15 protein-coding genes are annotated in these 19708 nt (G+C 71.6%); 11 read left to right on the top strand and 4 right to left on the bottom strand.

The window, feature by feature from the left end; translation table 11 throughout:
- Window position 1: 1 nt before the first annotated feature.
- Window positions 2–1939: an LCP family protein gene (locus QSK34_RS32195; RefSeq protein WP_285589687.1), complete on the bottom strand. Its 1938-nt coding sequence runs from the start codon at window positions 1937–1939 to the stop codon at window positions 2–4.
- Window positions 1940–2115: 176 nt separating this feature from the next.
- Window positions 2116–3498 carry a hypothetical protein gene (locus QSK34_RS32190; RefSeq protein ID WP_285589686.1) on the bottom strand — a complete coding sequence of 461 codons (1383 nt, stop codon included), beginning with the start codon at window positions 3496–3498 and terminating at the stop codon, window positions 2116–2118.
- A gap of 197 nt (window positions 3499–3695) precedes the next feature.
- Between QSK34_RS32190 and QSK34_RS32185 the strand changes: the two genes are divergently transcribed.
- From QSK34_RS32185 to QSK34_RS32145, 9 genes are all read left to right on the top strand, one after another.
- Entirely contained in the window at window positions 3696–5609 is a 1914-nt protein-coding gene (locus tag QSK34_RS32185; RefSeq protein ID WP_285589684.1) for a hypothetical protein, read from the top strand.
- A gap of 48 nt (window positions 5610–5657) precedes the next feature.
- Window positions 5658–6578: a glycosyltransferase family 2 protein gene (locus tag QSK34_RS32180; RefSeq protein ID WP_285589803.1), complete on the top strand. Its 921-nt coding sequence runs from the start codon at window positions 5658–5660 to the stop codon at window positions 6576–6578.
- On the top strand, window positions 6578–7636 hold the full coding sequence (locus QSK34_RS32175) for a glycosyltransferase family 4 protein (protein ID WP_285589682.1): 1059 nt from the start codon (window positions 6578–6580) through the stop codon (window positions 7634–7636). Before QSK34_RS32180 ends, QSK34_RS32175 begins: the two co-directional genes overlap by 1 nt.
- 34 nt (window positions 7637–7670) lie before the next feature.
- A complete protein-coding gene (locus tag QSK34_RS32170) occupies window positions 7671–8522 on the top strand; it encodes a class I SAM-dependent methyltransferase (RefSeq protein WP_285589680.1) in 852 nt (283 codons plus the stop codon).
- Between the two features lie 224 nt (window positions 8523–8746).
- Window positions 8747–9670, top strand: a complete 924-nt coding sequence (locus QSK34_RS32165) for a lysylphosphatidylglycerol synthase transmembrane domain-containing protein (protein ID WP_285589678.1) — start codon at window positions 8747–8749, stop codon at window positions 9668–9670.
- Between the two features lie 160 nt (window positions 9671–9830).
- Window positions 9831–10946 carry a glycosyltransferase family 4 protein gene (locus QSK34_RS32160; protein WP_285589676.1) on the top strand — a complete coding sequence of 372 codons (1116 nt, stop codon included), beginning with the start codon at window positions 9831–9833 and terminating at the stop codon, window positions 10944–10946.
- A 15-nt stretch (window positions 10947–10961) separates the two neighbouring features.
- Window positions 10962–12065 carry a mannose-1-phosphate guanylyltransferase gene (gene manB / locus QSK34_RS32155; protein WP_285589674.1) on the top strand — a complete coding sequence of 368 codons (1104 nt, stop codon included), beginning with the start codon at window positions 10962–10964 and terminating at the stop codon, window positions 12063–12065.
- Window positions 12058–12981, top strand: coding sequence for a DNA-3-methyladenine glycosylase family protein (locus tag QSK34_RS32150; RefSeq protein ID WP_285589672.1), 924 nt, complete (start codon window positions 12058–12060; stop codon window positions 12979–12981). The genes manB and QSK34_RS32150 overlap by 8 nt, the downstream gene beginning before the upstream one ends.
- A gap of 30 nt (window positions 12982–13011) precedes the next feature.
- Entirely contained in the window at window positions 13012–15531 is a 2520-nt protein-coding gene (locus QSK34_RS32145) for a bifunctional FO biosynthesis protein CofGH (RefSeq protein WP_285589801.1), read from the top strand.
- Here QSK34_RS32145 and QSK34_RS32140 read toward each other — a convergent pair.
- Both QSK34_RS32140 and cofD read right to left on the bottom strand, forming a co-directional pair.
- The gene (locus QSK34_RS32140) at window positions 15528–16805 is read right to left on the bottom strand and encodes a coenzyme F420-0:L-glutamate ligase (protein ID WP_285589670.1); all 1278 of its coding nucleotides are present in this window, start codon (window positions 16803–16805) and stop codon (window positions 15528–15530) included. The two genes, QSK34_RS32145 and QSK34_RS32140, sit on opposite strands and share 4 nt — an antisense overlap.
- Complete coding sequence (gene cofD, locus QSK34_RS32135) at window positions 16802–17740, bottom strand: 2-phospho-L-lactate transferase (protein ID WP_285589668.1); 939 nt, start codon at window positions 17738–17740, stop codon at window positions 16802–16804. The genes QSK34_RS32140 and cofD overlap by 4 nt, the downstream gene beginning before the upstream one ends.
- 132 nt (window positions 17741–17872) lie before the next feature.
- Here cofD and QSK34_RS32130 point away from each other — a divergent pair, with 132 nt between their 5' ends.
- Together QSK34_RS32130 and QSK34_RS32125 are read left to right on the top strand one after the other, a co-directional pair.
- The gene (locus QSK34_RS32130; protein ID WP_285589666.1) at window positions 17873–19126 is read left to right on the top strand and encodes a hypothetical protein; all 1254 of its coding nucleotides are present in this window, start codon (window positions 17873–17875) and stop codon (window positions 19124–19126) included.
- Window positions 19127–19325: 199 nt separating this feature from the next.
- The gene (locus QSK34_RS32125) at window positions 19326–19583 is read left to right on the top strand and encodes a WhiB family transcriptional regulator (protein WP_030451269.1); all 258 of its coding nucleotides are present in this window, start codon (window positions 19326–19328) and stop codon (window positions 19581–19583) included.
- Window positions 19584–19708 lie beyond the last annotated feature (125 nt).

The raw sequence follows: 19708 nt of genomic DNA, 5'->3' as shown, positions 1-19708 counted from the left end.
ATCAGGTCGCGCAGATGTCGGTGTTCGCGTCGACCGTCGACTCGTCTTCGGCCGCCGACAGCGGGACCTTGACGCCGCCGAAGTCCTTGCCCACGACGAGCTGGATGATCGGGCCGACGGCCTTCTTCGGCTTGCCCGGCGGGGGAGTGGTCGGCGTGAACGGCTTGACGTTGGCGACCGGCAGCGGCGTCGTCGACGGGTCGACCGTCTTCAGCAGCGACGCGATGAGGAGCTTGGAGCCCTCCCAGCCCTCGCCCTTGTAGGCGACGGAGGTGGTCTCCTGGTCGGAGCCGTCGGCCTTGCGGCCGTCGCCGATCTGGGTGACCTTGAAGCCCTGTGCGGTCAGCGCCTCGGCGACCTCGCTGGCCTTGCCGGTCGTGTTGGTGCCGTTCACGACCTGGACCCGCACCTGCGCGGCCTCGGTCGGCTTCGGCGCCGGCGGCGCGGACGGCTTGGCCTCGCCGCCGCCCTGGTTCGAGCCGCCCTCGGCGGGCGCGGCCGACGGAGGCGGAGTGGGGGCGGCCGTGGAGACCTCGCTGTCGGTGAGGATCGCCTGGAACAGGTTGTTGGCCGCCGGCTGCTTCCACTGCACCCGGTTGGGGTCGGCCACATAGGCCTCGACCGGGACGGTCATCGCCTTGAAGCCCTTGGCGGTGAGCTTCTGGGCGCTCTTGGCGATCTCGACCAGCGTCTCGGTGTTGAGCTGGTCGTCCATCTCGACCGACTTGGTCGCGGCGCTGACGACGCCGAGCAGCTTCGTCGGGTCGGTGATCAGGTCGCTGCTGGTGGCCTTCTTCACGACCTGCGAGAGGAACACCTGCTGGCGCTTGATGCGTTCGAGGTCGCTGCCGTTGCCGATCTTGCGGATGCGGACGTAACCGAGCGCCTCCTCACCCCGTACGACCTGGCGGCCCGCCGGGAGGGTGAGCTTGGAGGCGCGGTCGTCGACCGCCTGCGGCAGGCAGATCTCGATGCCGTCGAGTGCGTTGACGATGTTCTTGAAGCCGGTGAAATCGACCTTGATGTAGTGGTCGACGCGGATGCGGGTGAGCGCCTCGATGGTCTGGATCGTGCAGACGATGCCGCCGTTGTTGAACGCGGAGTTGATCATGTCGAGCCGAGGCGGCATGGGCTGGCCGGTCTGGGTGTTCTTGCACGATGGGATCTGCACCATCGAGTCGCGCGGGAAGCTGATCAGCCGGGCCTGGTCACGCTGCGGCGACACGTGGAGCATCATGATCGTGTCGGTGCGCTCGGTGTGGTCTTCGCGGGCGGCCCGCTGGCCGTATTTGGCGTTGTCGCCCTCGCGGGTGTCGGAGCCGACCAGCAGCACGTTGAGGGCGCCGGTCTGGTTCTGGGGCCGGTTCTCGCCCAGTTCCTCGGCGATGCTCCGGGTCTTGATGTTGCCGAACGTGCTGCGGTAGACGGTGTAGGCGGTCAGGCTGCCGGCCACCAGCACGGTGGTGAGCACCACGCTCACCCAGCCCAGCGCGCCGAGGCCCGGTTTCGCCCGGCCGCCGCCCGCGCCGCCCTTGCCGGGGGCCTGCGGCGGGGGACCGGGCGGGGCGCCCATGCCCATGCCCATGCCCGCGACGGGCACGGTGTAGGCGGCCTGCCGGGCCGAGGCGGCCGCCGGCACGGCGCCGACCGCGACGGGGGCGTCGTCGACGTCGTCTTCCTCGTCGTTCTTGCGGCGCTTCAGCCAGCGGAACCGGCGCGGCTCGTCGTCGTCATCGTCCCAGCGGTCGCCGACGCCCCAGCGGTGCTCGTCGAAGTCGGGGTCGCCCTCGGTCTCGCGGCGGCGGGAGGCCTGCTCGGCGTACATGGGCGGCGGCTCGAACGCGGGCTGCTGCGGGACGCCGGGGTTGCCGCCATAGGAGTAAGCACCGGTGCCCCAACCGGGTTGGTCGGACGAGGGGACGTGCCGGTGGTCGCTCATACCGTCTCCTCGACTGAAAACGTGTCGAAGGCAGCGGCGTCGTGAATGATTCGCTCGCTCATTGCGCCTTCGAGATTAGGTCACGATGCGGTCGCCCGGCCCAGCGATCTCCGATTTGGGCTGGCGGACAGCATACTCATTTGCGGACATTTCACGGTATGCGGTTGTACTGAGCTTTACTTGCATTTCACCGACGTCGCAGGTGGAAGGGCCAGCGCGGCGGCCATGAACGCCAGGGGGGCGGCGGGCAGGACGTACCGGTAGTCGAAGACCGCCGTGGCGGCCGGGACCACCAGGAGCGCCCATGCGACCGCCCACGGAATGAGGACGTCCGAACGCCGCGTCGCGATGACGGGAACGAGCAGAACGAGCAGGAGCAGCGGCCCCGGTAGCGCCAGCACACTCTGATAGGTACGGAGCCAGCCCGCCACAGGTTCGATCACTTGCGTGGATATGGGCCCGTTCTCGTATCGGCGGGCGAGTTCGACCCCAAGTGTGTCCTTTGTCGGCGGTTCGGCCGGGACCGTGACGGGGAACTCGTAGGCGGCGTACACCTCGGGGTTCGGGTAGACCGGCCGGCCCGGCTCGAACGCCCTGACCAGGTCCCGGGCCACCGCCGCGAGGTAGTCGCCCGGCTGGCGGGCGATGGCGAGCAGCGCGAACCGCTGCGCGAGGGTGTCGTTCTCGGCCGTGAACGTCTCGCCGGGCAGCCTGACCAGCGGAGAGGTGTCGTCCCAGACGTAGTCCTGGGCGGGCGGCCTCGGTCGGCGGTCGTCGCAGAGCACGGCGAGGTCGGCGGGCGGCTTCATGACCTGACATTCGGCGAAGGGCATGACGCGGACGTAAAGGAAGGCCCCGTTGGCCCCCACGATTCCGACCCGGTCGTGGGCCGCGTGGAACCACACTCCGTAGGCGACGACGGGCAGCAGCGCCCCGGCCGCGAAGACCACGGTCAGCCGGCGGGCGCGCCATCCGTACAGGACCAGGAAGACGAGGATCAGCGGCAACCCGGCGGTCCGGGTGATCGTCGCCGCCGCCAGCAGCAGCCCGGCCGCGAGCGCCGTGCGCCAGGTGACCGGCCTGAGCGCCAGCACGGTCGCCGCGACGACGAGGAACAGGAAGAGCGTGTCGGAGACGAGGAGGTGTTCGAGCTGGATCTGGTACGCGTCCAGCAGCACCACCGCCGCCGCGACCGCCCCGAGGACCCTGCGCCGGATCGCGGTGTAGATCAGCACCGCGGTGGCGAGCCCCAGCAGATGCTGGACGACCACGACCAGCCCGAAACTGTGGAACGGCTCGAACAACCGGAGGAAGAAGGAGTACCCGGCCGGCCGGACGAGATCGGGCCGGGGCCGGATCGCCGTCACGACGTAGGTGTAGGTGTCGGGAAACCAGAGCGCCGGCTGATAACCGGCCACGGCCAGCACCCGCAGCAGCAACCCGACGCCGAACACCCCGGAGAACCAGGGGTTCTCCCGCACCCATGCCAGCCCCCGGCGCATCCGGGACGGCGTCGCGGGCGCGGCCGGGCGCTCGGCGCTCACGTCCTCAGCGGTCACGCGACCGGCCAAGGGAACACGACCGACCGAGAGACCTGCGGCACGGCGCCAAGGCGGCCGGCCGTGCCTCGCTTTCCCACGGGGCGCGGGCGTTCGGGTGCGACGGCCGGCACGCGGCGGCCCGCGCTTCGCCCTGCCCCGGAGCGCGGGTGTTCCGGCACGCGGCCCGGCACCGGGGGAGCCGGGCGGGGTGGGCGGTGGTCGTTCATCTGGCTCCAGGTCAGGGCCGGTCGGAGGGGCGCGTCGCCCGGCCACGGTACACCGCTAGGCTCTGGCCCATTCGCGCGCTGAGGATCGACCTGTCACCGGGACGGCTGCTGGCCGTCGGGTCGGTGCTGCCCGCGCTGGCCCTGTCGGGCTGGCTGCTGGCGGGGCTGGCGCTGGTCTTCCTGGGCTGGTTCGGCGTCTGGCAGACGGTCCTGTTCGGGGTTCCGGCGGCGGCGCTGTTCGTCTGGGCGGGGTGGCCGAAGGACACGGTCGAGTCGACGTGGTGGCAGGCCGGGTCGGTGTTCCTGGTCGCCGCCGCCTCGGGGGTGTTCAACACCGTCTACGCCTCGCAGCAGTACATCGTGCGCCGCGACCCGGCCACCTACCAGCAGTACGCCATCTGGTTGCGAAACCACGGCGGGCTGCCGATCCCGCCGGGGACGGAGGCGTTCGGCGGCCCCGACGAGGCGCTGCGCTTCGCGAGCATGGGGTTCTACGCCCACGACGGCGCGATCGTGCCGCAGTTCATGCCGGGCGCGCCGATCCTCTACGCCTCCGGGTTCACCCCGGCGCTGCTCGGCGCGCTGGCCGTGCTGACCGTCGGGGGGGTCACCGCCCGGCTCGTGAACGCGCGGTCGGCCTGGATCGGGGCGCTGGCGTTCGCGGTCGCGCTGCCGATCCTCTACACCTCGCGGACCACCTTCAGCGAGATCCCCTCGCTGGTGCTGCTGTTCGGCGGGATCGTGCTGGTGCTGGCCGGGCGGCGGATGTTCGTCGCCGGGCTGGTGTTCGGGCTGGCCCTGCTGATCAGAATCGACGGGCTGCGGGACATCCTGCCGGTGCTCGTCTTCGGCGTCGTCGCGCAGCGCAGGCTGCTGGCCGGGGTGGTCGTCGGCGGCGGCATCGGGTTCGGCGCGGGATTCGTGTTGTCGCGGCCCTACTTCGACTACCTGAGCGGCTCGTTGCTGCCGCTGCTGGCCGTCTGCGCGGTCGTGCTGGCCGTCGCGCCGTTCGTGACGAAGGTCCCTCGGTGGTTGCCTGATGTCGCGGCGGCCGGGGTGGTGCTCGGGGTGCTCGCCCTCGCGGTCAGGCCGCTGGTCGAGACGGTGAAGAGACCGGTGACCAACCCGGAGGACGCGCTCACCGCCCAGATGATCGGGGCGGTGCAGAAGGCCAACGGGCTCCCGATCGACCCCACACGTCTCTATTACGAGAGTTCGCTCTACTGGGTGATCTGGTACGTCGGCCTCCCGGCCCTCCTCCTCGCCGTCTTCGGCGCGGTCACGCTGATGCGGAAGATGGAGAAACCGTGGTTGCTGCCGACGGCGATCATCCTGTGGACCACCGTCACCACGCTCTACCGCCCGGCCATCACGGCCGACCACCCGTTCGCCGCCCGCCGCCTGGTCCCGGTGATCATCCCGGGACTGATCCTGCTGGCCGTCTGGGGCGCGCGGCGGCTGCCGGTCTGGGCGACCGCCGCGCTGCTGGTCGTCCCGCCGGTCATCACCTCGATCGGCACCGCGTTCACCCCGATCGAGCGGGGGGAGCTGGCCGCCGTACGGAAGATGTGCGACGCGATCCCCGACGGCTCGACGGTCCTGATCGTCGAGCGGGTCACCGGCGACCGGTTCACCCAGGTGGTCAGGGGCCAGTGCGGCTTCCCGACGGCCAGAGTCGCCTACCCGGAAGGGGAGAACGTCCCGCTCGAAGCCGATGTGCGCAGGATCATCGCCAGAACGCATCGCCCCGTGCTGCTCGCGGCCGAGCCGGAGCAGCTCACCGCCTACGGCACGCCCCGGCAGGTCATGGCCCTGCGGACCCGCCAGGACGAGCGTTCTCTCGTCAAGGCGCCGGACGGAACGTGGTCGCTGAGCGTCGACGTCTGGCTCGCCGTGCCGTGATGTGCGGTCGGGGTGCGACTGGGCAGAGTACCCTCTTCCGACGTGGACATGCCCCCGGAGAGTGGACCAGTGGTGAGCGACAACCCCTACGTCACGATCGTGCTGCCCTGCTACAACGAGCAGGACCATGTGATCGACGAGGTCGAGCGCATCAGCGCGGCCATGGACTCCTCGGGTTACACCTACGAGCTGGTCGCCGTCGACGACTGCTCGACCGACGCCACCCTCGACCGGCTGCGTGAGGCGGCGCCGCGGTTCCCGAACATGCGGATCCGGGCCTTCCACCGCAACGGCGGCTCGGGCACGGTCCGGCGCATCGGGTCGCAGGAGGCCCGCGGCGAGATCGTCGTGTGGACCGACGCCGACATGACCTATCCGAACGAGCGCATCCCCGACCTCGTCCAGATCCTGGAGAAGGACCCGACGGTCGACCAGGTCGTCGGCGCCCGCACCACGGAAGAGGGCTCCCACAAGCTGCTCCGGGTGCCGGCCAAGTGGGTGATCCGCAAGGTCGCCGAGCGGCTGGCCGGGCAGAAGATCCCCGACCTGAACTCGGGCCTGCGGGCGTTCCGCAAGTCGGTCGCCAAGCCCTACCTGCGGTTGCTACCGCCCGGGTTCTCGTGCGTCACGACGATCACCCTGGCGTTCCTGTCGAACCAGCACGACGTCTACTACCTGCCGATCGACTACGCCAAGCGGGCCGGCAAGTCGAAGTTCAGCTTCTTCGGCGACGCCTACCGCTACATCCTGCAGGTGCTGCGGATGATCATGTACTTCAACCCGCTCAAGGTGCTCATGCCGCCGGCCCTGTGGCTGGTCGGGATCGGCCTGGTCAAGGGCGCCTACGACGTGGTCAACTACGGCTTCTACCTGACCAGCAACGCCATCGTGATCTTCCTGTCCGGCATGCTCATCGGCTCGGTGGCGCTGCTGGCCGACCTGATCGTGCGATCCCGCGGCACCGAGTGATGCGCGTCGCGATCGTCGGGCCGACCTTCCCCTACAAGGGCGGCGGCGCCCAGCACACGACCGAGCTCGCCCACCGCCTGGCGCGGGCCGGGCACGACGTCCTGATCGAGTCGTGGAAGGCGCAGTATCCGTCGTTCCTCTATCCGGGCGTGCAGACCATCGACACCCCCGAGGGCGAACCCTTCCCGGGCACCCGGCGTTCGCTCGACTGGCGGCGTCCCGACGGCTGGGTCGCCTGCGGCCGCCGCCTGCGCGGCGCCGACCTGGTGATCCTCACCGTGCTGAGCCCGGTCCAGGTGCCGCCCTATCTCGGCATCCTGTACGGCCTGCGCAGGCGGGCCCGCGTGGTCGCGCTCTGCCACAACGTGCTGCCGCACGAGCCCAAGCCCTACGACCGGCCGTTGATGAAGGCGCTGCTCAAGCGGGTCGACGGCGTGCTGGCCCACTCGGAGGCCCAGGGGGCGCTGGCGCGGGAACTCGGTCAGCCGTTCGTGAAGGTCGTGCCGCTGCCGCCGCACCTGCCGTCGGCCGGGGTCACCGGCGAGGGCGGGCTGAACCGGCGGTTGTTGTTCTTCGGCATCGTGCGGCCGTACAAGGGCCTCGACCTGCTGCTCCGCGCGCTGGCCCAGGTGCCCGACGTGAACCTGACCGTGGCCGGGGAGTTCTGGGGCGGCGCCGAGGCGACCACGGCGCTGATCCGGGAGCTCGGCCTGGCCGACCGGGTCGAACTGCGCCCCGGGTACGTGCCCGCCGACGACGTGCCCAAGCTGTTCGCGGGGGCCGACGCGCTCGTGCTGCCCTACCGGTCGGCGACCGCCTCCCAGAACGTGTGGCTCGGGCACGAACACGGTGTCCCGGTCATCGCCACACGAGTCGGCGCGTTGGCCGACAATGTGACCGACGACGTCGACGGCCTGCTGGTCGAACCGGGCTCCGCCGACGCCCTCGCCGACGCCCTGCGCCGGTTCTACGAACCGGGCACCCCGGAGCGTCTCCGGGCGGGGGTCAAGGCGGTCGACCCCGAGCCGTACTGGTCCGCCTATCTGGCCGCGCTCTGACCGGCCGGCAGGTTCAGCAAGAGGAAGGACGCCCGTGGGCACCGAACGCGCCGCGCAACTGGAGTACTCCGAGTTCCAGTCGGCGATGCTCGACGAGGCCAAGCGCCGCCGCAAGGCCGCCAAGATCATCGCGGTGCTGGCCCACTTCCTGGGCCGCGGCGAACGCCCCCTTGAGGGCCTGACCGTCGCCGACATCGGCTGCTCGGCCGGTTTCATCGCCGACGAACTGGCCCTGGCCGGGGCCCGGCACACCTTCGGCATCGACATCGACGTCCCGGGCCTGCGCAAGGCCGCCGGGCGGTTCGGCGAGCGGGTGGCGTTCGTGTGCGGCGACGGGACCCGGCTGCCGTTCCCCGACGGCTCCGTCGACGTCCTGGTCTTCAACCACATCTACGAGCACGTCGTCGACCCCGACGCGGTGATCGCCGACATGCACCGGGTGCTGGCCGACGACGGCGTGCTCTACCTGGGCCTGGGCAACCGCCTGGGCGTCATGGAACCCCACTACAAGCTGCCGTTCCTCTCCTACCTGCCGCCCCGCGCGGCCGACCGGTACGTCCGGGCGTTCGGGCGGGCCGACAACTACTACGAGCGCTTCCGGACGCGCGGCGGCCTGCGGCGCATGCTGGGCGACTTCCACGTGTGGGACTACACCTTCCCGGTCCTGGCGACGCCCGAGGCCTTCGCCGGCGGCGAGTTGTTCGCGGGCGCGGCGGGGAAGGCGGTGAAGGCGACCTTGGAGAAGACGCCCCGGCCGGCGTTGCGGGCCCTGCTGCCGATCGTGCCCACCTATATCTGGGTGGCGACCAAGTCCGCGCGCCGCCCGGCGGGCATGGCGTTGCCGCAACCGCCTGAGCCGGTGCCGACCCGAACCTCGGCGTCGTGAAAAGGCCTGACAAATCCGGCGTGACAGAGAACGGCGCAGGCGGACCAGGCGAACACGGGGTCCAGGGCGGCCCCGATGAACCCGGGCGCTTCAGCGGGCCCGGCGGCTCTCGTGAACCCGGGCAGTTCGGCGGGCCCGATGGTTCTCGCGAGCCTGGGCACCTTAGCGGGCCGAGCGGTTCTCGCGAGTCTGGGGCCAGCCCAGATCGCGGCGAGACCTCAGACGTGTCGCCGGGTAAGTCGGTGGTCAAGAAGGTCGTCCGGTTCGGGTTTCTCGCTGTCGCGCTCGGGTTCGGGGTCTGGGCGGTCGTGTCCCAGTGGGACGCCATCAGCGCCGGGCTGGCCCGGCTCTCGTGGGCGGTGCTCGGGGTGTCGCTGGTCGCGGTCGTCGGGGCGCTGCTGGCCGGGATGCTCATGTGGCGGGCGCTGCTGGCCGATCTCGGGTCGCCGCTGCGGCTCACCGACGCCGGGAAGATCTTCTTCATCGGGCAGCTCGGGAAGTACATCCCCGGCTCGGTCTGGCCCGTGCTGGCCCAGATGGAGATGGGCAAGGACCACGGCATCCCGCGGGCCAGGAGCGCGGCGGCGTTCTTCCTGACGTACCCGATCTATCTGGCGACCGGGCTGCTGGTCGCCGTCGCCACCCTGCCCGCGTTCGCGGGTGACTCAGTGGCGGGGTACGCCTGGTTGCTGCTCCTGCTGCCGGTGCTCGCGGTCGGGCTGCATCCCAAGGTCGTCAACGGGGTGCTGAACCTGGGGTTCAGGCTGCTCAGGCGGCCGCCGCTGGAACGGCCGCTGACCGCCCGGGGGGTGCTGACCTCCACCGGGTGGGCCTTCGCCGGGTGGGCCGCCTACGGGGCGCAGCTCGCGGTGATCGTCCACGGGCTGGGGGCGACCGGGCCGAGGGCCGTCGTGCTCAGCTTCGGGGCGTTCGCGCTCGCCTGGTGCCTGGGGTTCGTGTTCGTGCTGGCCCCGGCCGGGGCGGGGGTGCGGGAGGTCGCCATGGTGGCGGCGCTGGCCCCGGTGCTCGACCAGGGGTCGGCCATCGCGGCGGCGCTGGTGTCGCGGGTGGTGGTCTCGGCAGGTGATCTGGTCTGTGCCGCCTTCGCGGGTTGGCGGGCCCGCAAAACGGAAAAAACCGTGGAATAGCTACGGAATCCGTTTCTGGAACGCGGCGAATCGTGTGATTTCGCTCAAGATGGGCATTCCAGGCGGCCTACAGTGAGACACAAGGGCGAGGGAAATCGGGGCCTTCCGTCACGGTCTTCCTTCGCCGTGCGTTGAGGGGAGCGATCTCTTGAAACCCCGAGTGCTCGTTGACGCCGCGGCCGTACCGGCCGACCGAGGCGCCCTGATCCGATACGTCGACGGACTGCTCGCCGCGCTCGACCGCCAAGGCGCCGACCTGGTCATCGTCTGCCAGCGGGCCGACGCCGAACGGTACGCCCGTCTCGCCCCCGGCGCGACGATCGTGCCCGGCCCCCACGCCATCGCCAACCGCGGCGCCCGCCTCGTCTGGGAGCAGACCGGGGTGCCGCTGCTGGCCCAGAAGGTCGGCGCCGACGTGATCCACGCCCCCTTCTACTCGGTGCCGCTGCGCTCCGAGGTGCCGAGTGTGGTGACCGTGCACGACGTCGCCTGCTTCACCGAGGCCGACCAGTACGAGTCCGACCGCGCCGCCTTCTTCCGCTCGGCCACCAAGACCGCCGTCCGGGCCGCCCGCCGGGTGATCACCCCCTCCAAGGCCACCCGCGACGAGCTCATCCGGGTCGTCGGCGCCGACCCGACCCGCATCGACGTCGCCTACCACGGCGTCGACCCCGACCTGTTCCACCCGCCGGCCGAGGCCGAGATCCGCCGGGTGACGAGCCGCCTCGGCATCCACGGCCGTCCCTACATCGCCTTCGTCGGCCCGGCCGAGCCACGTAAGAACGCGCCCAACCTGATCAGGGGCTTCGCCAAGGCCGTCGAAGGCCGGGAGAACCCGCCCGCCCTGGTCATCGCCGGGCCCGCCGAGAGCGGCCGGGAGGTCGAGGCGGCCATGCGGTCGCTGCCCGAGGGCGTCACGGTCGTGCGGACCGGCTACCTGCCGTTCGGTGACCTGGCCGGGTTCTACGGCGGCGCGCTGGCGGCGGCGTTCCCGTCGCGGTGCGAGGGGTTCGGCATGCCCGTGCTGGAGGCGATGGCGTGCGGCGCCCCGGTTCTGACGACCCAGCGCACGTCTCTCCCGGAGGTCGGCGGGGACGCGGTGGCGTACACCGAACCCGATTCCGACAGCATCGCGGCGGCGCTGCGGACGCTGCTCGATTCACCCGCCAGACGGGTCGAATTGGGCGCCGCGGGGCTCGCGAGAAGCCGTGAATTCACGTGGCAGATGTCCGCTCACGCACATCTGGTTTCCTATCAGCGTGCGACGGAACATTGAGTTAGCCTCGCCCATGTGACGGAGCCTTCTTTGCCCCAACCCGGTCAGCTTGAGGCGATTCTCCTGGTCGGCGGGCAGGGGACGCGGCTACGCCCGCTGACCCTCTTCACCCCCAAACCTCTGCTGCCCACCGCGGGCGTGCCGTTCCTCGCCCACCAGCTCGCCAAGGCGCGGGCCTGCGGGGTGACCCGGATCGTCTTCGCGACGTCCTACAAGGCCGAGATGTTCGCCGACGCCTTCGGCGACGGGTCGGCGTTCGGGCTCGAGATCGTCTACATGACCGAGGAGAGCCCGCTCGGCACCGGCGGCGCGATCCGCAACGCGGCCGAGGGGCTGACCGTCTCCGGCGACGCGCCGGTGCTGGTGCTCAACGGCGACATCCTGTCGGGCCACGACATCACCGCCCAGATCGCCCGGCACGTCGAGAGCGACGCCGCCGTCACGCTCCATCTCACCGAGGTCGACGACCCGTCGCGGTTCGGCTGCGTGCCGACCGACGAGCGGGGCCGGGTGACGGCGTTCCTGGAGAAGACCCCCAACCCCGTGACGAACCGGATCAACGCCGGTTGTTACGTCTTCACGCGGTCGGTCATCGACACGATCCCGGCCGGCGAGGTCGTCTCGGTCGAGCGGCAGACCTTCCCCGGCCTCATCGAGTCGGGCCACACGGTCATGGGCTTCGCCGACTCCTCCTACTGGCTCGACGTGGGCACTCCGGCGGCGTTCGTCCAGGGCTCCGCCGATCTCGTACGCGGCCTCCTCGCCTCCCCCGCCCTCCCGGGCGCACCGGGGGAGGCCCTGCTGCTCGACGGCGCGACCGTCTCGCCCGAGGCCAAGGTCACGGGCGGTTCGGTCATCGGCGCCAGGGCCGCCGTGGGGGCCGGGGCGACCGTGCGCGGTAGCGTGGTGGCCGACGACGCCGCCATCGCGCCCGGCGCGACGGTGATCGACTCGGTGATCGGGGCGGGCGCCACGATCGCCGAGGGGGTGGTGGTGCGCGAGACGGTCGTCGGCGACGGGGCGTCCATCGGGGCGCGGAACGAACTGACGGCGGGGGCCCGGGTGTGGCCCGGCGTCGACCTGCCGGAATGCGCGGTGAGATTCTCCAGCGATGCCTGAACGAAGTTGGCGCCCCGACGGCCCGCTGAACCTGGGGCTGACGGTGGCGCCGCACCGGCACGGCTCGGGAGACCCCGTCTGGCAGACCACACCCGACGGGGCGCTCTGGCGCGCCTGCCGGACCCCCGAAGGCCCGGGAACGCTCCGGATCTCCGTCGTCGCGGGTCAGGTCCACGGCATGGCGTGGGGGCTCGGGGCCGAATGGCTCCTGGAGACGATGCCCGACCTGCTCGGCGCGGCCGACGACCCGGCCGGGTTCGGCGCGCTGCTCGACGCGATGGGCGACGACCCGGTCGCCGGGTTCCTGAAGGGGCTGCACCAACACGCCTCCGGGATGCGGATCGGCCGGGCCGGGCGGGTCTTCGAGGCGCTGGTGCCCGCCGTGCTGGAGCAGAAGGTGGTGGGCCGGGAGGCCTTCCGGGCCTGGCGCTGGCTGGTCCGCAAGTACGGCGACCCCGCTCCCGGGCCCGGCCCCGAAGGGCTCAGGGTGCCGCCGTCGCCCGGCACCTGGCGGCTCGTGCCGTCGTGGGACTGGCACCGGGCGGGGGCGGAGGCCGTACGGGCCCGCACGATCCTCAACGCGGCCCGCCACGAGGGGAAGCTGGAGACGGCGAGCACCACGTGGGAGGCCGACCGCCTGCTCCGGGCCCTGCCCGGCATCGGCGTCTGGACCTCCGCCGAGATCCGCCAGCGGGTCTGGGGCGACGCCGACGCCCCCAGTGTGGGCGACTACCACATCCCCGGCCTGGTCGGCTTCGCCTTCACCGGGGAGAAGACCGACGACGAGGGCATGCTGCGGCTGCTCGAACCCTTCGCCGGGCACCGCCACCGGGTGGTCCGCCTGATCGAGCTGAGCGGGCGCCGCCCGCCGGGCCGGGGCCCGCGCATGGCTCCCCGCGACTACCGCAATTTCTGATCAACGTAGTGTGCAGGTATGACGGCAGCAATGCGGCGGGCGCTGGCACGCGCGCGCGACGGCAAGACGATCGACGTGGCCGAGGCGGCCATTCTCCTGGAGGCCCGCGGCGCCGACCTCGACGCCCTGCTCGACCACGCCTCCCGCGTGCGCGACGCGGGACTGGAGGCGGCGGGCCGCCCCGGAGTGATCACCTACAGCCGCAAGGTCTTCATCCCCCTGACGCGGTTGTGCCGCGACCGCTGCGGTTACTGCACCTTCGCGACCGCCCCCGCCAAGCTGCCGAGCGCGTTCCTGTCTCCCGACGAGGTGCTGGCCATCGCCCGGGAGGGCGCGGCGATGGGCTGCAAGGAGGCCCTGTTCACCCTGGGCGACCGCCCCGAGGACCGCTGGCCGGCCGCCCGCGAGTGGCTCGACGCCCACGGCTACGACGACACCCTCTCCTATGTGCGCGCCATGGCGATCCGGGTGCTGGAGGAGACCGGCCTGCTGCCCCACCTCAACCCGGGCGTGCTGACCTGGCGCGACTTCCAGCGGCTCAAGCCGGTCGCGCCGTCGATGGGCATGATGCTGGAGACGACCTCGACGGCCCTGTTCACCGAGAAGGGCGGCGCCCACTACGGCTCGCCCGACAAGGACCCGGCCGTCCGCCTGCGTGTTCTGGAGGACGCCGGCCGCTCGAACGTGCCGTTCACCACCGGCATCCTGATCGGCATCGGCGAGACGATCCTCGACCGGGCCGAGTCGATCTTCGCGATCCGCCGGGTGGCGCGCGAGTACGGCGGCGTCCAGGAGGTGATCGTGCAGAACTTCCGCGCCAAGCCCGACACCGCGATGCGCGGCCTGCCCGACGCCGACCTGCAGGAACTCGCCGCGACGATCGCGGTGACCCGCATGGTGCTGGGGCCCCGCATGCGCGTGCAGGCCCCGCCGAACCTCATCGGCGACGAGTACGCCCTGATGATTCGCGCCGGCATCGACGACTGGGGCGGCGTCTCCCCGCTGACCCCCGACCACGTGAACCCCGAACGCCCGTGGCCGATGATCGACGCCCTCGCGGAACGCACCGCCGAATCCGGCTTCGACCTGCGCGAACGCCTGACGATCTACCCCGAGTACGTCCGGGCCGGCGAACCCTGGCTCGACCCGCGCCTGAGCGCCCACGTGGCGGCGCTGGCCGGGCCCGACGGCATGGCCCTCGACGTGCGGCCCGAACCCCGGCCGTGGCAGGAGCCCGACGGCGGCTTCACCCCGTCGGGCCGGGTCGACCTGCACACCGAGGTCGACACCACGGGCCGCACCCACGACCGCCGCGACGACTTCGACCACGTCTACGGCGACTGGGACGCGCTGAAGGACCGCCTCCCCACGGCCGTGTCGATGACGGGCGACGGCGCCGAGGCCCTCCGCCAGGCCGCCCGCGACCCGCTGGCGCTGACCGACGCCCAGGCCGAGGCGCTGCTGAGCCTGACCGGCGAGGCGCTCGACGAACTGTGCGCGCTGGCCGACGGCCTGCGCCGCGAGGTCAACGGTGACGACGTCACCTACGTCGTCAACCGGAACATCAACTTCACCAACGTCTGCTACACGGGCTGCCGCTTCTGCGCCTTCGCCCAGCGCCGCACCGACGCCGACGCCTACACCCTGAGCCTCGACCAGGTCGCCGACCGGGCCGAGGAGGCCTGGGCGGCCGGCGCGACCGAGGTGTGCATGCAGGGCGGCATCCACCCCGACCTGCCCGGCAGCGCCTACTTCGACATCGCGCGCGCGGTGAAGGCCCGCACACCGGACATCCACGTGCACGCCTTCTCCCCGATGGAGGTCATCAACGGCGCCAGCCGGATGAACCTGTCGATCGAAGACTGGCTGACCGGCGCCCGCGAGGCCGGCGTCGACTCCCTGCCCGGCACGGCGGCCGAGATCCTCGACGACGACGTCCGCTGGGTGCTCACCAAGGGCAAACTGCCCGCCCGCGAGTGGATCGACGTCATCACCACGGCCCACCGGGTGGGCATCCCGACGACCTCGACGATGATGTACGGCCACGTCGACACCCACGCCCACTGGGTGAGACACATCCGGCTGATCCGCCGGCTCCAGGAGGAGACGGGCGGCTTCAGCGAGTTCGTGCTGCTCCCGTTCGTGCACCACAGCGCCCCGATCTACCTGGCCGGCATCGCCCGCCCGGGGCCGACGGCCGCCGAGAACCGCGCCGTCCACGCGGTGTCCCGGCTGCTGCTGCACGGCGCGATCGCCAACATCCAGTGCTCGTGGGTGAAGCTCCAGGACGACCTGTGCCGCCAGGTGCTGGCCGGGGGCGTGAACGACATCGGCGGGACCCTGATGGAGGAGACCATCAGCCGCATGGCGGGGTCGGAGAACGGGTCGTACAAGACCATCTCCGAGCTGCGCGCCATGGTCGAGCTCAGCGGCCGTCCCCTTCGGCAGCGGACGACCGAGTACGGCACCCCGTCACCCGAGCGCCGGGCGGCGGCGGAGGCGAGCGACGGGGTGTGCGCGAGCGTGCGACGGGTGCTGCCGGTGGTCTAACGGGTGACGTAGAAGTCCTCGGCCGACCTCGGCGGGCGCTGCCTCGGCGGTTCGGCCGCGTGGCCGATGGCCACCGCGCCCATCGGGTCCCAGGTGTCCGGGAGGTTCAGGACCTCCCGGACCACCGGGCGGCAGAACATCGTGGACGACACCCACGCCGACCCCAGCCCTTCGACCGCGAGCTGGACCAGGAAGTTCTGCACCCCGGCCCCCGTCGCGACCACGAACATCTCCCGCTCGGAGGCGTTGCGGCGGTCGTCGCGGTAGGTGTGGGAGCCGTCCATGACCAGGCACGGCACCGCCAGGTAGGGGGCGTCGCGCAGCACGTCGCCGCGCTTGATCCGCTTGGCGATCGACTCCTCGGTGAACCCGTCGCCGCGCAGGTCGGCGATCCACGCCTCGCGCATGGCGTCGACCAGCGCGAGCCGGGCCGCCGCCGTCTCCAGCAGCACGAACCGCCACGGCGTCGTGTGGTGGGGCGCGGGGGCCGAGATGGCGGCGGCGACCGCGCGGCGGACGGCGGCGCCGTCGACCGCCGCGCCGGAGAACCTCCTGATGGTGCGCCGGGCGAACACGACGTCGGCGGAGCCGTAGCGGAACAGGTCCTCGTCGGCGGGGCGGATCAGCGCGGCCCCGCCGGGACCGTCGGCGTCGGTCACCAGGTGGCCCAGGCCCGAGACCACGGCCACCGGGACCCCGCTCAGTTTGCCCTTCACCAGTTCGGCCGCCGCCGCGATCTCGTCGATCAGGGCGGTGACCGTGGCGTTCAGCGGGTTGCCGTAGGCGTCGGTGGTGCCGCGCAGGTCGTCGAGGGGCCGGACGCCCGAGGCGCCCAGCGCGACGTCGGTCAGGCCGTGCCGCCACGGGCGTCCGAAGGTGTCCGAGACGATCACGCCCACCCGCACCCCGGCGAGCTCGGCCAGCCGCCGCCGGATCGCCGACGCCGACGCGTCGGGGTTCTCGGGCAGCAGCAGCACGGTCCCCGGCGCGGTGTTGGACGCGTCGACCCCGGCCGCCGCCATCACGTAGCCGTGCCGCGTCTGGGAGATGACGGTGTCGCCGCGCCGCGCGACCACCCGGACCGTCTCGGCCTCGATGGCTCCCGAGCGGTCGTCGGCCCGGACCACCCGGCCCTCGGCCTTGCTCACGATCTTCGAGGTGACCACGACCACGTCGCCGTCGGCCAGGCCGGGGGCGGCCTTGGCGACCAGGGCCGCGATGTCGTCGCCGTAGCCGATCTCGGGCAGCCCCTGCACTCCGCTGATGGTGATCACGCCGCCACCTTCCCGGCCAGGTCGAGCGCCGCGGCGGCCAGGTCGCGCGTCGCCTCGGGGGAGGACATCAGAAGGGGCCGGGCCTCCACGGCCACACCCTCCAGCGAGGTCGCGGCGTCCTCTTCGGCGACCAGCCACCCGTCGAGCAGGTCGGCGCCGTAGAGCTCCAGCACGCCCTGCGCCGAGGTCTCCACGCCGATCGCGGTCAGGCACGCGTCGGCCATGCCCCGCACGGGCGCGCCGCCGATGATGGGGGAGACCCCGACCACGGTCTTGGCGGCCACCGCCTCGCGGATGCCGGGGATCTGGAGGATCGTCCCGACGCTCACCACCGGGTTCGACGGCGGCAGGATCACCACGTCGGCCCGCTCCAGCGCCTCCAGCACGCCCGGCGCGGGCGTCGCCGACGCGGCTCCGACCAGGGCGATCTCCAGGGCGGGCGTGGACGCGCGCAGGCGCACCCACCACTCCTGGAAGTGCACCGCGCGGCGGCCCCGCTCGTCTTCGATCACGACGTGGGTCTCGGTCTGGTCGTCGGTCATGGGCAGCAGGCGCACGCCCGGCCGCCAGCGGTCGCACAACGCCTCGGTCACCGCCGACAGGGGGTAACCGGCCGCGAGCATCTGCGAGCGCACGATGTGGGTGGCGAAGTCGCGGTCGCCCAGGCCGAACCACTGGGGCTGCATGCCGTAGGCGGCCAGCTCCTCTTTCACGGTGAACGTTTCATCCGCGCGGCCCCAGCCCTGCTCCTCGTTGATGCCGCCGCCGAGCGTGTACATCACGGTGTCGAGGTCGGGGCACACCCGCAGGCCGAACAGGGTGATGTCGTCGCCGGTGTTGCCGATGACGGTGATGTCGGATCCGGGAGCCGCCGCCTTGAGGCCGCGGAGGAAGCGGGCCCCGCCGATTCCGCCCGCGAGGGACACGATGCGCATGCCTGACAGTCTGGCATTCCATGCGAAACGCGAGATTGATGGGTCGCCGGGCATCCATGTCAGGCATATGCAAAACTCAGTTCCCATAAGCCGCATGAATTCCTGGGGGTAACTGTGGTGAAGGTTGACCCGGTGAGGCTCCGAGAGCCCGCCGCGTGGCTCCTGGTGGCAGCCGCGGGCACGACCGTTCTGGTCGGCGTCGTCCGACTCGTCTTCGGCGACTCCTCACCGCTCGGGGGAGCGGCCGAGTTCGGCATCCGGTCGGTCGTCGCCCTGTCGGAACTGACCTCCCCGGTCAACGCCGCGCTGGTCCTCGGCGCGGTCCTCCTCTCCACCCGCTTCGGCGGCGCCCCCACCCCCAAGAGCGGCCTCATCACCATGGGCGGCGCCGGCACCCTCGCCGTCGCCACGCTCTTCGGCGCGATCAGCCTGCTCGGCTCCCTGTTCAGCGGGCTCGGGTTCGGCGGCAAGCTCGAGACGCTGCTCCTCGGCGTGCCGACCTTCGCCCTCACCGGCCTCGCGCTGGTCTATGTGCTGACCTTGGTGTCCCCGCTGCCGGCGGGCGCGGTCAAGCCGAAGAAGTCGCGGCGGCTCTCCGTGGTCCCCCCGGCCATCCCGTTCCCGCAGACGGGCGACGCCCATCCCGTGCAAAACCTGCCGGCCGAGCCCGACTACCCGCCCTACCCGCAGGGCCCGGTCTTCGACCAGAACGGCTACGCGGGCCAGCAGGTCGTCGAGGAGACCCCGCTGCCGCCGGTGACGCCCGTCGCCCCGGCCGCCCAGCGGGCCGAGCCGTACGACTACCCCGAGCCGGTCTACGACGACACCCCCGCCTCCTGGGACTCCTCGCCGTTCTCCGGCTTCTCGGGCCCCCAGTTCGCCCGCCAGGCCTACGAGCCCCCGGCGGCCGAGGCCCCTGCCGCCCCGCGTCCTCCCGTCATCGAGACGCCGTTCGACAGCTCCGTCCTGGCCACGAACGAGACGGTCTACGGCGCCCCGGTGCTCGAACCGAGCTACGAGCCCCCGGCCCGCGAGAGCGCCTACGCGACCCAGCCCCCCGTCTACGGCGCCCCCTACGAGCCCGGCTACGAGGGCGACATAAGGGAGCAGCAGCTCGCCCAGGCCTACCAGCAGGCGCAGAGCTACCAGCAGCAGCCCGACGCCTACCGCCAGAGCAACCCCTTCGGCCAGCCCCCGGCCCGGCCGCAGCGTTACCAGGGCGACCCGCTGAGCGACCCGCTCCGCGCCGAGGACCTGCTCGACCCGATCGACCCGGTGGCCATCTATCGCCCGGCAAAGACCGGGGAAGGTCTTCCTGCCGATCCGGCATCCCTCGATTCGGAGGCCACCGCTCATTGGTACAGTCCGGACCGCCGGGATCGGTGATCCGAGCCGGGTCTGACAAGACCGGCCCTTTCCCCTGGTATCCCCCCGGTATCCCCATGGCGCTTGACGGGGCACGACTTACACGCGTGTAATTACAGCCATGTTGTTACGCCTTCTCCGAGGTGGGTAAGGGGAGGGCGTCCATAGGGGGGCACCAACTTTCGGGGTTGGTGACGGGCGGGCGACAGGGAGGTGTGCCGTGACCGAGCTGGTCATCGCACAGGCGCTCGACGGTGAAGATCTGGGCTGGCAGGAGCGCGCATTGTGCGCTCAGACCGACCCGGAGGCGTTCTTTCCAGAAAAGGGCGGCTCCACCCGAGAGGCGAAGAAGGTGTGCCGCGCGTGTGAAGTGCGCGCGGAGTGCCTTGAGTACGCGTTGGAACACGACGAACGATTCGGAATCTGGGGCGGACTGTCGGAGCGCGAGCGCCGACGCATGAAGCGCCAGGCCGTTTGACACCTATAGCCGGGCACTAGCCGGAAGCGACACGCGGGGGTCACATTTGTGGCCTCCGCTTGTCATTTGGGTCGGTGGCCGGTGCGGGGTGCCGTAGTGTTGGCGCGCAAAAGCCGCACATACCC

The organism is Herbidospora sp. NBRC 101105, from assembly GCF_030269205.1.
Taxonomy (GTDB): Bacteria; Actinomycetota; Actinomycetes; order Streptosporangiales; family Streptosporangiaceae; genus Herbidospora; species Herbidospora solisilvae.
This window is presented reverse-complemented; position numbering and strand designations above follow the sequence as displayed.

Bases quoted from the DNA above. Each gene is read 5' to 3' on its own strand.
- QSK34_RS32195 (WP_285589687.1), bottom strand. From the start codon at position 1,939: ATGAGCGACCACCGGCACGTCCCCTCGTCCGACCAACCCGGTTGGGGC.
- QSK34_RS32180 (WP_285589803.1), top strand. From the start codon at position 5,658: ATGCCCCCGGAGAGTGGACCAGTGGTGAGCGACAACCCCTACGTCACG.
- QSK34_RS32175 (WP_285589682.1), top strand. From the start codon at position 6,578: ATGCGCGTCGCGATCGTCGGGCCGACCTTCCCCTACAAGGGCGGCGGC.
- QSK34_RS32150 (WP_285589672.1), top strand. From the start codon at position 12,058: ATGCCTGAACGAAGTTGGCGCCCCGACGGCCCGCTGAACCTGGGGCTG.
- QSK34_RS32145 (WP_285589801.1), top strand. From the start codon at position 13,012: ATGCGGCGGGCGCTGGCACGCGCGCGCGACGGCAAGACGATCGACGTG.
- cofD (WP_285589668.1), bottom strand. From the start codon at position 17,740: ATGCGCATCGTGTCCCTCGCGGGCGGAATCGGCGGGGCCCGCTTCCTC.